General features: G+C 57.8%; 10 protein-coding genes. 4 read left to right on the plus strand and 6 right to left on the minus strand.

Annotated features, from left to right (window positions below; genetic code table 11):
* Positions 1-55: 55 nt before the first annotated feature.
* Together pbpC and JTA15_RS11810 are read right to left on the minus strand one after the other, a co-directional pair.
* Positions 56-2,380, minus strand: coding sequence for a peptidoglycan glycosyltransferase PbpC (pbpC, locus tag JTA15_RS11805; RefSeq protein ID WP_219372326.1), 2,325 nt, complete (start codon positions 2,378-2,380; stop codon positions 56-58).
* Between the two features lies 1 nt (position 2,381).
* On the minus strand, positions 2,382-7,334 hold the full coding sequence (locus JTA15_RS11810; protein ID WP_219372327.1) for an alpha-2-macroglobulin: 4,953 nt from the start codon (positions 7,332-7,334) through the stop codon (positions 2,382-2,384).
* 285 nt (positions 7,335-7,619) lie between these two features.
* Here JTA15_RS11810 and JTA15_RS11815 point away from each other — a divergent pair, with 285 nt between their 5' ends.
* From JTA15_RS11815 to JTA15_RS11830, 4 genes are all read left to right on the plus strand, one after another.
* A complete protein-coding gene (locus JTA15_RS11815; protein ID WP_219372328.1) occupies positions 7,620-9,164 on the plus strand; it encodes a PTS transporter subunit EIIC in 1,545 nt (514 codons plus the stop codon).
* 12 nt (positions 9,165-9,176) lie between these two features.
* The gene (locus JTA15_RS11820; RefSeq protein WP_014171173.1) at positions 9,177-10,544 is read left to right on the plus strand and encodes a 6-phospho-alpha-glucosidase; all 1,368 of its coding nucleotides are present in this window, start codon (positions 9,177-9,179) and stop codon (positions 10,542-10,544) included.
* Between the two features lie 90 nt (positions 10,545-10,634).
* Entirely contained in the window at positions 10,635-11,483 is an 849-nt protein-coding gene (gene sseA / locus JTA15_RS11825) for a 3-mercaptopyruvate sulfurtransferase (protein ID WP_025203463.1), read from the plus strand.
* Positions 11,483-12,253 (plus strand): MurR/RpiR family transcriptional regulator, encoded by a 771-nt coding sequence (locus tag JTA15_RS11830; protein WP_219372329.1) that lies wholly within the window; start codon positions 11,483-11,485, stop codon positions 12,251-12,253. Before sseA ends, JTA15_RS11830 begins: the two co-directional genes overlap by 1 nt.
* Positions 12,254-12,270: 17 nt before the next feature.
* Here JTA15_RS11830 and sseB read toward each other — a convergent pair whose 3' ends face one another.
* From sseB to fdx, 4 genes are all read right to left on the minus strand, one after another.
* Positions 12,271-13,047, minus strand: coding sequence for an enhanced serine sensitivity protein SseB (sseB, locus tag JTA15_RS11835; RefSeq protein ID WP_025203462.1), 777 nt, complete (start codon positions 13,045-13,047; stop codon positions 12,271-12,273).
* A gap of 96 nt (positions 13,048-13,143) precedes the next feature.
* The gene (gene pepB / locus JTA15_RS11840; protein WP_020883024.1) at positions 13,144-14,430 is read right to left on the minus strand and encodes an aminopeptidase PepB; all 1,287 of its coding nucleotides are present in this window, start codon (positions 14,428-14,430) and stop codon (positions 13,144-13,146) included.
* 53 nt (positions 14,431-14,483) lie between these two features.
* Positions 14,484-14,684 carry a Fe-S cluster assembly protein IscX gene (gene iscX / locus JTA15_RS11845; protein WP_014171178.1) on the minus strand — a complete coding sequence of 67 codons (201 nt, stop codon included), beginning with the start codon at positions 14,682-14,684 and terminating at the stop codon, positions 14,484-14,486.
* A 1-nt stretch (position 14,685) separates the two neighbouring features.
* Complete coding sequence (gene fdx / locus JTA15_RS11850; protein WP_014171179.1) at positions 14,686-15,021, minus strand: ISC system 2Fe-2S type ferredoxin; 336 nt, start codon at positions 15,019-15,021, stop codon at positions 14,686-14,688.

Consider the following 15,021-nt stretch of genomic DNA (forward strand, 5'->3'; position numbering starts at 1 on the left):
TTTTTAAAATGAGACGAAGATTAGCAACAGCTCACAGCAGAAGAGACGTTTAACGCTACTGCAGCGTGAAATTCACCGTCGCCACCTGCCCCGCTTCATCCATCACCAGCACCTGATAATCGCCTGATTTATCAAGCTGCAAGGTGTAAAACCGGCTCTTCACCGCCAGCGGTTCGCCATTCAAAAACCACCAGCGTTCACCGCTATTGCCGGTGGCCTGTAGCGGTAACGAGACGCGGGATTCCCCCGGCAGACGCTTGATAACCGCGCCTTCACGCACGCCAGTCAACATCAGCGGTGCAGGTGAGTCCTGCGACAAGGGCGGACAGGTAGCCGATGGCGAAGGGATCCGTGCTGAGCGCCGCTCGGCTGCAGGCAGCCAGGGTTCCAGCGGCAGCGGCCAGACATCCAGAACTTTCTCGGTCGCATCCGGGCAGTCTGCCGCCACGCGTTTGCCCTCTTTATCCAGCCAGACCGGGAAACGGATCCCGCGAATACCTTCCTGTTCCGGTAAGAGCAATGTCGGCGGCTCGCTGCCGTCCAGCAGCCAGGTCGCCAGGCGACGACGGCAATTTTCGCTCCCTTCCGGCAGCGACTGGCCGCCCGGCCAACAGATGACGCCTCGTCCCACACCGTCAGGACGCGGGTCGCGTGGCAGACGCGCCTGATCGAGCGTTGAACCAGACTGCAGAACATTATTCACCTGGTTAAGCAGAGGTACCGCGCTCGCAAACCCAAACTGACCCGCCACAGGCGTGCCGTCCGGTCGTCCGGTCCAGATCCCAATAACGTAACGGGCATTCAGCCCTACCGCCCATGCGTCACGGTAGCCATAGCTGGTTCCCGTTTTCCATGCCAGAGGTACCACCTGAGGCAGCGCATTGTCCGGCAGCGGCTGCGCCTCATTGGCCAGAATACGGCGAATGATCCACGCCGAGCCCTGGGATAACAACGGCCGCTCTGACAAGGGATCGCCTGGCTGTAATCGCAGCCGGCCCGCTTTACCGTGTCGGGCGAACGCGCTGTAGGCCGCGGTGATATCGGCCAGCCGCGCCCCTGCCCCGCCCAGGATCAGCGATAAATTCGGCTGTGCGCCAGCAGGTAAAATCAGCGGCAAACCTGCATTACTCAACATCGCAGCAAAACGTTTTGGTCCGTATGCCTCGAGCACCTGCACGGCGGGCAGATTAAGGGAACGTACCAGCGCTTCACTCATACTCACCGGCCCATGAAACCCACTGTCGAAATTACCCGGGCGATAATCCCCCGTTTTTCTTGGAACATCCTGGAGCAGCGATGCCGGGTGGATCAAACCGTCGTCCAGCGCCATACCGTAGATAAAGGGCTTGAGCACCGATCCCGGCGATCGGATCGCATTCACCATATCCACATGGCTAAACCGGGTGTCATCGTTAATGTCGACCGATCCCACCCAGCCACGCACTTTCATATCCGTGTGATCGACGACGATCATTGCCAGCGAACTGCGAGCCGGCAGACGAGATTTCCAGTTCATCGCCAGTTCTTCAAGCTGCCGCTGCAGGGACGCATCCAGGGTAGTCACAATTTTAGTATCGCGACTTTTGCTGAGCATCATGCGCGAAAAGAGCGGTGCCAGCTGCGGCATTTGCCGGGGCGCCAGCCATACCGCTTCTTCACGGGACTCCTTAACCTGGCTTGCCGACCAGACGCCCTGCGTCACCATCCGGTCGAGCACTTTGTTGCGTGCCGCTTCTGCACGTTCCGGCCAGCGGTCAGGACGTAACCGGCTTGGCGCCTGCGGCAATACGGCGAGCAGCGCCGCTTCGGAATAGCTAAGCTGCGAGGGTGGTTTGCCGAGATAGGTCCAGCTTGCCGCACCAATCCCCTGCAGCGTACCGCCAAACGGGGCGCGATTAAGATAAAGCGTGAGGATGTCGCGCTTAGAGAGGTGCCACTCAAGCTGCATGGCTCGCCAGAGCTGACGAATTTTGCCACCAAAAGTGCGCGGATGCGGATCCAGCAGGCGCGCCACCTGCATAGTGAGCGTGCTACCGCCTGAGACAACCCTCCCGGAGGTAAGATCCTGCCAGGCGGCGCGCAGCACAGAGAACGGATTCACGCCTAGATGGTCCCAGAACCAGCGATCTTCATACTGGATCAAGGCTTCAAGATAGCGGGGAGAAACCTCTTCGAGAGTGACCGCATAGCGCCAGATCCCTTCGCTGTCGGCAAAACGCCAAAGCGGTGTGCCTTTTTCGTCCACCACCACCCGTGCGGGGTTGACCTCTTTCAGAGGCAACGGCCACAGGCGATCAGCGACCAGGATCAGCCCCCATAAAACGAGAAGCGCTCCCGCCAGCCACAGCCAGCGAGAGCGTATCAGACGTACAAGCCGCATATTACGGTACAACAATCAGCGGGCCACTGGCCGCACCTGTTGCCCGCCACTGCGGAACATACATGGACTCCACCATCGGGACCGGCACCTCATAGGTTCCTGGCGTCACGGCGCGCGCCAGATAAACCAGCGTGACCGGCTGCCCTTCGTTAACCGGCACCGCCGCCACAAAGCGATCGTCGCGGAATTCCATATGCTGAATATCCGCCTGCTGCATCTGACTGAGCAGGTTCTGCACTTCGCTGCCGCTATCCTGCAGGCTGGCGCTGCTGCTTGCCAGGTTCTGGTTTTCAAGTTCCAGCCCCGCCGGGAGGAGATCGACAACCAGCGCATCCGGCACGTTCTGGCTGGCCTTCACTTCAAGCCATACCAGCACCAGCTCGCCGCTCTTCAGTGACGTGAGCGACTTTGTACTGCCGTCGGTTGCCAGAATATGGCGTTCAATCTGCAGCACGTTAGACGATGGCTGAGGTGCAGATGCCGGATAACCGGTGCTATCAAGGCGTACCCACAGCGGTGTGCTACCGGTATTGGTCACCTGCAGCGCGCCAAGCTGGTCGCCGTTCACGTTCTGTACCAGTGCTTTATCACCGCCTGATGCGCTATCCGCCAGAGACGTTTGGGCCTGCCATGTGCCGGACAAAGTTTGCAGCGAGCGTCCGGCCAGGAACAGGGCGTTACTCTCCTGTGTCGAGAGCCAGCGCTGGCTGAAAGCTTGTTCCGACAAGGCGTTCAGCAGCGTATTTTGCGCATCCGGCAGAAGCTTGTACTCCTCAAGCAGAGAGAGCATCAGCGCATTATCACGAAGCGCACTGCCATAATCGGCCATCCAGTTCTTGCTGTCGTTACGCGGCGTTTTGATGGCCAGACCCAGCGCCTGCTGGCTGCGCGGTGCGTCACCCATCAATTTAAGCGCCATCCCCAACTGCATCAGCGGCAGCCCGGAAGCGGCCTGTCCGTGACGTTCCCAGATTTCACGCAACGCACCAAGCGGGGCTTTTTGCTGGCGAGCCAGCACCAGCGCGGCATAGGCCTGCACCGCAAATTTACTGGCCTGGGTATCATCGCTGTAGCGGATGGACATCATGCCCGGGTCCTGCAGGTAACGCAGCAAGCGGCTGTTGGCGTTGTTAACCGCCTCAGCAGGCACGCTGTAGCCCTGCTCGCCTGCACGAACCAGGAAGTCAGTGACATAGGCGGTGAGCCAGTACTCCTCCGGACCGTTTTTATCCCAAAGCGCGAAACCTCCGTCATCACGCTGCATCTGCAGCAGACGGGAGATTCCGATATCAATGGCCGCACGGCGCTTGTCATCCGTATCCCCTTTGATGCCAAGCGCGGTCAACTGCGCCGCGTTGGTGTAGAGCGACGGGAACAGACCACTGGTGGTTTGCTCCAGACAGCCATACGGGTATGCCTGCAGCTCACGAATATAGCGCGCCAGATTCAGAGGCGGTTTCCCGCTCAGCAGCAATTGTCCCTGTAGCGTGGCTGGAGAGAAGCCATTAAGATGCTGCGCCGGTGCACTCCACGACTCACCAGGATTCAGCATGGCACCGGTATTAACGGTCTGCGCCGGGAATGCCGGACGAACGCCGATTTTCCAGCTCTTCTGTTGTGCAGCGAAAGTCTCGCCCGGCAGCTGCAGGCCGGTCACCTGAGCGGTCACTTCACCATCACCGTAGCCATCCAGCGCACGTACCGGGATAAACAGGGTGCTGCGCGCGCCCGGCGGTAACTTCACGGGCTGCGGCTGTGCGCCCTCAAGCGACAGCTTGCCGGTAGCGGTAAAGGCAACGTTCAGCGTTTGCGGCTGGTCCGTCAGGTTGGTCACATCCAGCGTCAGGCGTGAGGTATCGCCACTTGCCAGGAAGCGCGGCGTGTTCAGTTCGGTAATGATTGGGGCGGCGACAATCACTTTACCTTCGCTGCTGCCGAAATCATCTTCCGTCCAGGCCTGCGCCATCAGACGCAGCTCGCCGTTGAAGTCTCCAATGGGCAGCGTCACGGTCCCTTCACCGTTAGCATCGAGCTCGATCGGCTGCGCCTGCTGGGCAATGATAGTCACGTGGTTCACCGGTGGTTTACCGCCGCGCTTAAGCTCATCGCCGTCACCACCAAAGCGCAGTGCAGCCATGCGGCCCTGCCCTTCAATGACCTGACCGTAAATATCGTAGATATCCGCGCCGTAGCGCTTCTGACCGAAGAACGCTTCCCACGGATCCGGGGTAACGTAATCGGTGATGTTCAACACGCCGCTGTCCACTGCCGAGATCAGCACATTCACTTTCTGCGGAACGGCGCCTTCTTTGACGCTGGCCTTCACCTTCACGGACAGCGTCTGGTTTGGCCGCATTTTCTGCGGATTTTCCAGCGCGACATTCAGGCGGCGATTCTCATCGCCCATCGGCAGATGCAGTAACCCGACGGCACGTTTCGGCGTCGCTGATTTGGATTTATCGCCAGGGCGTACCACCAGCGTGCTGAGATAGAGATCGTGACGTTTCCAGGCCTTATCCACCGGGATTGAGAGATCGAGCCCGTTGGCCGGTACGTCGATCTCTTTCCACCACAGCGGCCCTTCGCTGGACTCGATCATCGCATAGCCTTTACCCGCCGCCGGAGCAGCGATATGCAGCTGGATGGTATCTCCCGGCTGATAGGAAGGCTTGTCCAGTTTCATGGTCACACGGTCAGGACGAGCGGCACCGGTGCCGTCGCTATTATCCTGCCAGCTGTAGCCGGCCCAGAAGCGCACGCTGCTGACCATGTCGTCCGGCGCTTTGACCTCCAGACGGTACGAGCCCCACTCCACCGGGAAGGTCACTTTACCGGTTTCATCGGCCTTGAGGGTCAGCTCCTGCTCGCCCTCCACCAGGTCTTTCTGATCAAACTGTGACTGCCAGCCATCGCTCTCTGACCAGTTCCAGTAGTAGTCACGGCGCTCACGGATCAGGCGAACCTGTAACCCGGAAACCGCCTTTTTTGCCCCGCTGGCATCGGCATAGACGATATCAAAGCTGGCATTGCCGTTTTCATCCACGATCGGCTGGTTGACGGTGGTGTCAGTGCGGTAGTCATAAACGGCCTTACTGGCAAACTGAGGACGGATACCCGGCAGCTCGGCCGCCGGCCAGATGGCCTGCTCAGCACGGCGCGTCACCGGGCGACCGCCCGACTCCAGAAGGCTGGCCTGCAGGATCAGCTGCAGCGGTGAATGCGCCTCTTTCCACTGGCTTTCGGTCGAGACCTGTCCGCGCCCTTGTTCATCAAGGGTTAGCTGAACTTCATCCAGGCTGCGGCTCAGGTTCTCTTCGGCGATATCACCGAACTGGAAGCCCGGCAGTGCAGCGACGGCTTCGCGCAGCGGTCGCAGGAAAAGCTGGCCTTGCAGGGAATTTCCGTTGGCAGGTGCGCCATACAGGTAATAACCCGCAATGTTAAAGTCGACGTTATCCTCGGTGGAAACCGGCGCTTTTTGTCCCGTCAGATTAAGCGCCATACGCTCCGGCATAAAATCTTCAACGTGGAAATCCCACAGGCGCTGTTGGTTATCGCCGGTATTGGCGCGGATATGCCACATACCGGTCTGCGCCCCGCCGTCCAGGGAATAATTGAAGCGATAGAGGCCGTTCTCAGGCTGGACGACAACCGTGCGCGCCACCTGTCCGTCCGGGCGCAGTACGTCGAGTTTAACCGGCTGGGCAGGAAGCGGTTTACCGTCGCTGTCGCGCAGCAAACCATTGAGGATCACCGTTTCGCCAGGGCGATAGAGATCGCGCGGGCCAAACATAAAGAATTGCTTGCTGTAGCCTGGGCTACCTGCGATATCAAACTCCGCCAGATCGAGGGCCGGAAGTTTGAGGTCAAGCAGCGTGGTCTGTCCGTCTTTGCTGGCCAGAATCAGCGCGGCTTCTTTGTCAGTCTCAAGTTTTGCGTGGCCGTCAGCATCGCTGTTCGCTTCGGCAAGCGTCTGCCCTTTATCATTCAACAGGGTGACGGTAACGCCGGATTGCGCCGCGCCATCTTCCAGGCTCTGGGTGAAAATATCCAGACGGTTATGATAACGGTGAGCGGACAACCCAATATCACTTAAGGTAAAGAGCGTCGCGGCATTGCTGTAGTTATAGTGCCCGGCCTGATTCATGACCGCGATGTACACGCCTGACTGCTGGAGCGGCTTAATATCCCGCAGCGGCAACAGCAGTTTTTCACGGGTGTTGCGTGCCGGATTGAGGTCAAACCGGCCGGTATACACCAGGTCCGCCATTTTGAGCAGATTATCGGACTCCCAATTGGTCAGGGAGTTACGGTACTCCCACTGGCTGACAAAGGAGGCCAGGGATTCAGGCTTCACGCGGTAGAAATTCACGTCAACATTGTTGACGTTGAGCGCCATTACCGGCAGACCTTCCACCACCTTGCCCGGCAGCAGCGAGCCACGGCTGGCAAAACCGACCGTCGGTTCAACATCCCGGGTGGTCAGGGCTTTTTCGTAATCGATACCAAATGTCGCTTTGTTCAGCGCCTGCAGATCACGTTCAACGGTGACAACCAGATTGCGGTTGGGCTCCAGATGGCGCAGGCGTAGCTCTTTCAGGTTAGGTGCGAGTTCCCACGCCCCGTCAACCTTGCCGCTTTTTTTATCCACCACATGCACTGTTTTGGCGAAATCCTGATCGGGATTAAGCGGAACAGAGAAGGTCAGGACCAGCGTGGCCGCGCCATCAAGCTGCACCTCTGAGGTATCCAGCAGGGTGAGCGCTTTGCCCTGACTCTGTGCCGCCAGCGTTGCCAGCTTTTCAGCGTCCGGCTTTTCCGGTGCTTTCGGTGTCGTTGCTGTGGATGCTGCGGGAGCCGCAGCCTGAGAGTTATCGTCGCTGTTATCACAGCCGACAAGCGAAAATGTGGTAAGCAGCGCGAGAGAAATCGCGGCTAAGCGAAACGGTGTCATCCTTTGTCCCTGGCCCATGGAGCCTGTTGGTCGTCTTCCGGATAAGTATTATCCGCAAGTTTCATTAATACAAAAAGTCTAATTTTAGAATCTGGAAAGCACCTCGCAGAGCGACGACGCCTTTACTCAGGCACTGCTATGCCGATCACAGTCGCAAACGTCACATGTTACCTTTTACGTCATTTGTTTTTAAAACAAGAAGATAGCTGGATTACCTCGCCTTTAGCCTGCTAGCTTTAAGCTCAAGACGCACCCCGAGTGCGCGGTTCACTAAGAGAGACAGTCATGAAACGAGCCGTGAACGCCCTACAAAATTTCGGAAAATCGTTGTACGGACCGGTACTTATCTTACCGATCGTCGGTCTGTTTATCGCATTCGGTAACGTCCTGGGGAACGGTAACCTCGCAGAGTATGTGCCGTTTCTCGGCCATCCGCTGATTCAGCATGTTGGTCAGCTTATCGCGAAATCGGCCGTGTCAGTACTGGTTAACCTGGCACTGGTGTTTGCCGTCGGGATACCGATTGGCCTGGCCACGCGTGATAAAGGCTATGCGGCCCTGATCGGCCTGGTGACCTTTGTTGTTTTCATTAACGCGATGAACGTTACGCTGCAGCTCCAGGGCAAACTGGCCCCCGCTGACCAGATGAAAGCCGCCGGGCAAAGTATGGTGCTGGGCGTGCAGGTGCTGGAGATGGGCGTTTTCGCCGGGATCCTGACCGGGGCGCTGTCCGGATACCTGTACAACAAATACTCCGGCGTACAGTTTAACGGCGCGATGGCCATCTATTCCGGCCACTGTTTCGTCGCCATCGTCATGCTTCCTGTCTCAATGCTGCTCGGCGTCGTGATGAGCGAACTGTGGCCATTTGCCCAGCATGGCATCAGCGCACTGGCGCTGGCGATCAAAGGTTCCGGGCCTGTTGGGGTGGCCATTTACGGCTTCCTGGAACGTATTCTGGTGCCGACCGGCCTGCATCATCTGGTCTATACCCCCTTCCTGTATACCGAACTTGGGGGGACGCAAGAGGTATGCGGCACGGTTTATCAGGGCGCACGCAATATCTATTTCGCCGAAATGGCTTGTCCGGAAGTGAAGCAGTTGAGCAGCACGGTAGTGTGGGACGCGCGCGGCATCAGCAAAATGTTTGGCCTGCCCGCGGCGGCGCTGGCGATGTACATGACCGCCAGGCCGGAGCGCAAAGCGGCAGCCAAAGCCATCCTGATCCCGGCAGCATTAACCTCTTTGCTGGTGGGCGTTACCGAGCCGATTGAGTTTTCGTTCCTGTTCGTCGCTCCACTGCTGTTTGTGGTACATGCGGTGCTGACCGGCATCGGCATGATGCTTTTCTCCCTGTTCGGTGTTCATGCCATCGGCGCTAACGGAATTATCGATTTTATTCTTTATAACCTGCCGCTCGGCACGGAGAAGTCCAACTGGCCGATGTACATCGTGGTCGGGCTCATCATGTTCGCGCTCTATTTTGTGGTGTTCCGCTTCCTGATCCTGCGCTTCAACATGAAGACGCCGGGACGCGAGGATGACGATCAGGAGACGCGCCTGTACAGCAAACAGGAGTATCAGGCGAAGGGGAACAATGACGGGCTGGGTGAATCCATCGTGGTGGGACTGGGAGGCCGGGAAAACATTGAGGTAGTGGATAACTGCTACACCCGCTTACGCGTCACGGTGAAGGATGTCTCCATCATCGACGAGCCGCGCCTGAAAGCGACCGGCGCGAAAGGGATTATCAAACAAGGTAACAACGTTCAGGTGGTCTACGGGCTGCATGTCAAAAAAATGCGAGAAGCCGTTGAGACGTTTCTCTGAGAGGAGCTAAAGATGTTTACACCCCCTTTTATTCTGTCGATTGCCGGTGGCGGCAGCACCTATACGCCAGGTATCGTGAAAAGCCTGATGGTACGCCTGCAGGACTTCCCGCTGGCCGAGATTCGCCTCTACGATATCGACGAAGCACGCCAGAACACCATTGCACCGGTGGTGGAGAAGGTCATTCGCGACCATAGCCAGAGCATTACCTTCACCGTGACCACAGACCCGGAAGTCGCGTTCAGCGGGGCGCACTTTGTCTTCGCCCAGATGCGTGTCGGCCAGTACAGAATGCGTGAGCAGGATGAGAAGATCCCGCTGCGCCACGGCGTGGTGGGCCAGGAAACCTGCGGTCCTGGCGGGCTGGCATACGGCCTGCGCACGATCCTGCCGATGGTCGAGCTGATCGATCTGGTGGATCGCTACGCGCATGAAAAAGCCTGGATCGTGAACTATTCCAACCCGGCAGCGATCGTTGCGGAAGGGGTGCGCCGCCTGCGACCGGACGCCCGCGTGCTTAATATCTGCGATATGCCAGTGGCGGCGATGCGTAACATGGGGGCCATTTTGGGTGTGGACCGCCACAAGCTGGAGGTGGACTACTTTGGTCTGAACCACTTCGGCTGGTTTACCCGCGTGCGGGTGGACGGCGAGGACAAGCTGCCGGAACTGCGTCGGCATATCGCGAGGTTCGGCCTGCTGACGGAAGATGCGGCCAAAACGGATCCGCAGCACTCGGATCCGTCGTGGGTGAAAACCTGGCGCAACATCAAGCCCATCATGGATAACTTCCCGGAATATCTGCCAAACCCCTATCTGCAGTACTACCTGATGCCAAACCAGATTGTGGAGCATCAGAACCCGGACTATACCCGCGCGAACGAAGTGATGAACGGGCGTGAGAAAAAGCTGTTTGCCGCCGCAGAAGAGTATAAGCGTACCGGGATTTTACCGGATGCCTTCCACGTGGGCGTCCACGGCGAGTTTATTGTCGATGTCGCCTGCTCGCTGGCATTTAACCTGCGTCAGCGCCATCTGGTAATGGTGGAAAACCGCGGGGCGATAACCAATCTGCCGTACGACGCGGTGGTGGAAGTCCCGGCCTACATCACCTCTGAAGGGCCAGAGCCTATCCGCGTGGGTCGGGTCCCGCTGTTCCATCAGACGCTGCTACAACAGCAGCTCGCCTCTGAACAGCTGCTGGTGGAAGCGACCATTGAAGGCAGCTACGAAAAAGCGCTACAGGCGTTCACCCTTAACCGTACCGTGCCCACCATGGAGCACGCGAAAGCGATTCTCGATGACATGATTGACGCCAACCGTGACTACTGGCCTGCGCTGCAAAAAGCCTGGCAGAACGGTGAAGCGGTGAAAAAATAGGGTCGTGCTCGCGAGTTGAACGTGGTTTGCTTGTCGGTGTCAGAAAAAACACCGACAATCCTTTTTTACGGAAAAGAATGGAGGCAACCCATGTCCACCTCATATTTTGTCGCCGCCGACTGGCTGATTGAGCACGGTGACGATCCGGAAGTACAGATTATTGACGCGCGTATGGCACCTGCCGGGCAGGAACACCTTCGCGATATGGTCGCAGAATACCGCGCAGGGCATTTGCCGGGCGCGGTATTTTTTGATATTGAAGCCCTGTCCGACCATAACTCCCCTCTCCCGCACATGCTGCCGCGCCCGGAAGCGTTCTCCGTGGCGATGCGCGAACTTGGCGTTAATCGTGACAAACACCTCGTGGTTTACGATGAAGGTAACCTCTTCTCCGCACCGCGCGCCTGGTGGATGCTGAAAAACTTTGGCGTGGAGAAAGTCTCAATTCTTGCAGGCGGCCTCGCGGGCTGGAAGCGTGATGAACTGCCATTGCAGCAAGGCGACGTGACGCTGCCGGAAGGCGAGTTCGACGCGACGTTTGATGCGCATCAGGTAAAACGTCTGACCGACGTGCTGGTGGTCAGCCATGAAAAAACGGCGCAAATTGTCGATGCCCGCCCTGCAGCGCGCTTTAACGCCCAGGCGGATGAACCGCGTCCGGGGCTGAAGCGCGGCCATATTCCCGGCGCGTTGAATGTGCCGTGGGGCGATCTGGTGTTTGAAGGTGAATTAAAAACGACCGATGAGCTGCGCGCCATTTTTGATCGTCAGGGCGTGGATTTGCATCGTCCCATTATTGCCAGTTGCGGGTCCGGCGTCACGGCCTGCGTGGTGATTCTGGCGCTCGCCACACTCGGTGTAAACGACGTGACGCTCTATGATGGCGCCTGGAGTGAATGGGGTGCACGAGACGATTTGCCCGTTGAACCGGCCAAATAATGGATAACCGCCTGGCCACGCTGTTAACGCGCGGGGCGTCACTGACCCGCGCGGAATATCGCGTGCTGGCCCACCTGACAGATCATCCTCTGCTGGTGGGCAATATTACGGTGCGCGAACTGGCGCAGGCGACGTTCGTCTCAACCGCCACCATTATGCGTCTGTGTCAGAAATTAGGCTTCAGCGGTTTCAGCGAATTTATCTGGCACTGCAAACAGCTGTTAACCGAGACGCCGTATATCGCCGCGCAGGCACAACAGCGCCCCGAACTGCCGGCGCTTTTCAGTCAATTTATCGCGAACTATCAACACACCTTTCAGTGGGTAACGCAGGAGAAGCGCGCGCAATTTTCGACGTTACTGCACCAGAAAGAGAGCTTCTTTCTTTATGGCGCCGGCTTCTCTTATCTCTTCGCCGAGTACCTCACCAAGAAATTGCAGGTGCTGGGCAAAACGGCGTTTATTTCCGGGCCGGGCGATAGCCGAAACATTTTCCTCAGCAACGCTGCGCGGTATCAGGTGTTTATCGCCGTCTCACGCAGCGGTGAAACCGAACAGGTGCTGGATAAAGCGCGAATCGCTAAAAACGTGGGGATGACGGTCGTGGCTTTTACGCGCGCTTCGGCCAATACGCTGGCGGGAATGGCAGATTTGCACTTTGCCTTATATGACGAGGCGGTACATTACGCCGCAGAAGCCGCTGGCGTGACGTCGTTTGAGTCGAATCTGGTCCTGCTGATGGATTTACTGCTGCTGGAAGCGACGGGGTGAAAAATCACCCCGCGTAATCAGATAATGCGGGTGGTTTTGAGATCGCGCAGGAATCCGCCCCAGCGACGCTCGTAAAACGGCGTGATGTGCTCGGTAATAAAGTGGCTGATGCCCTTCTCATCCTTCTTCACCTGACAGATATCGATCGGCTCATCACCCGGCAGCGTATCGGTGGCAACACTGCCCGCAGCCTGAATAATCTCCTCGATATCGCCGTCTGCTTCAATGCCAATCAGCAGTACCGGCTGTTCATCCGTGCTCTCTTTAACAGAGCAGAGGAACGCGCGCCTCACGGGTTTGAGGGTTTTGAACAGCGTGGTCAGCGAATCAATCATCTGCGCAGGGGGGTCGGCTACTTCAGACAACAGCAGCGTTTCGCCCCCTTCCAGCACTTCCTGCGTACTGAGCGGGTTGCCCTCCTCGCCAATCAGATGGTTGATTTCACGCGGGGTGAACTCTTTCCCGGTTGGCAGTTTGGCGTTGAGGAACAAGGTCTGGCCCAGCGTCATTTCGAAGAGAGTGCGCACCGGCATCACCACGAACGCCTGCTCGTCTTCAACAGCCTGCTGCAGCGCTTCCAGCGAGGTGAAGAACGGGATCACCGACGTGCCGTCGTCTTTCTCCCAGTGGAGCAGGTCCAGCGCGCTGTCTTCAACAACCTGTTCGCCTTCTGCTGCGGTTCCCGGAACCCAGACGGTGGACTCCAGCAACGTGCGGAAAAATGCCGGACGGTGGGCGGGCTCGGTCGCCGCCTGTTCCAGCAGAGTTTCTAATTCGTTTTTCGTTTCAGACATAGTTTGGCTACTTCAACATAATGTCGGCTGGCGCAAGGCTAACAGGCCTACAAAACCGTAGGCCCGGACAAGCACAGCGCCGCCGGACAAAGACAATTACTCGGCAGTCAACAGGTTCGCGATAGTACGCACGCCCAGTCCCGTTGCCCCTGCAGACCACTGCTCAACGGCCGCTTTACGGTAGGTTGCGGAGCAGTCGATGTGCAGCCAGCCTTCGTGATAGTTCTCAACGAAGTGAGACAGGAAGCCGGCCGCCGTGCTCGCACCCGCCGGATAGGCTGCGCTCGCGGTGTTGTTCAGTTCGGCGAAGTTAGACGGCAGCTGGCTGCGGTGGAATTCGGCCAGCGGCAGACGCCAGAACGGTTCGTTCTCCGCGGCCGCGCTTGCCAGCAGACGGGCTGCCAGTTTGTCGTCAAAGCTGAACAGCGCATGGTAGTCGTTGCCCAGCGCGGTTTTCGCCGCACCGGTCAGGGTCGCCATGTCGATAATCAGCTCTGGCTTCTGCGCAGACGCGTCGATGAGACCATCGGCCAGCACCAGACGACCTTCCGCATCGGTGTTCATCACTTCCACGTTTTTACCGTTACGGTAGCGAATGATGTCGCCGAGCTTAAAGGCATTACCGCTCACCATGTTGTCCGCACAGCACAGGTAAAGCTTCACGCGCTTGTTCAGACCGCGCGTAATGGCAAACGCCAGCGCGCCGGTGATGGTTGCCGCACCGCCCATATCGGACTTCATGGAGTCCATGAACGCGCTCTGCTTCAGGCTGTAACCGCCGGTATCGAACGTGATGCCTTTCCCGACCAGGCAGGCAAATACCGGTGCTGCTTTATCACCGGTTGGGTTGTAATCCAGCGCCAGCAATACCGGAGGACGCTCGGAACCGCGACCCACGGTGTGGATCCCCATATAGTTCTGCTCGCGCAGGTCTTCACCTTTGGTGATGCGGTAAGACATTTTGTCGCCCGCCACGCCGCACAGCAGATCAACGGCGCGCTGCGCAAGTTGTTCAGGACCCAGCTCTTCTGCCGGGGCGTTAATGGTATCGCGCACCCAGTCGATAATGGTCAGACGGCTTTCCAGCTCTTTCTGACCCGCTTCGTCGAGCGTCGCCCACTCGATTTTACGGCTGCCTTTCGGTCCTTTGTAACCCGCCCAGAATGCCCAGCTGCGGTCGATATCCCAGCCTTCGCCGTCCAGGGTGACATGTTTAATGCCCAGACCATCAATTTTGCGCGCCGCGCGCTGAATCAGACCCAAATCATCGTTGCCAGTCAGGTGCAGGGTAATACCGTCGTTGTTGATACTGTAGGTGGCTTTCTCGCCCCAGCGCGCGTCAGCAGGCTGATTCGAGATCGTAATCTTCATCGCTTCGGTCATTTTATTTATCCTTATTAGCAAACGGGCCGCCTGAAGGCAGCCCGTAAGGTGATTTATTCTGCTTCATCTAACCAGACTAACAGAATCGCCTCCAGAATTTTTTCATTGGATGCGTTTGGATCGTCGTCAAAATCGTCTAAATCGCAGATCCACTGATGCATATCGGTGAAGCGTACGGTTTTAGGATCGAGATCCGGGTTAGCGTCGTAGAGCGCTTCGCCGATTTCACGGCTGTCAGTCCACTTCAGTCCCATATCAGTGCTCGCGTGCGTGGTTGATGGTGTAGCGTGGGAATTCCACGACCAGATCTTCATCGGTCACCAGAGCCTGGCAGCTCAAACGGCTGTCTGGCTCCAGACCCCATGCTTTATCCAGCATGTCGTCTTCATCTTCGGTGCTCTCGGCCAGAGAGTCAAAACCTTCACGCACGATGCAGTGGCAGGTTGTGCAGGCACAGGATTTTTCACAGGCGTGTTCCACTTCGATACCGTTACGCAGGGCAACATCGAGAATGGTCTCACCGGTCTTCGCTTCCAGAACAGCACCATCCGGACAGAGGTCCGCATGAGGCAAAATAACAATCTTTGGCAT

The organism is Enterobacter sp. BIDMC 29, from assembly GCF_019378755.1.
Taxonomy (GTDB): domain Bacteria; phylum Pseudomonadota; class Gammaproteobacteria; order Enterobacterales; family Enterobacteriaceae; genus Enterobacter; species Enterobacter ludwigii.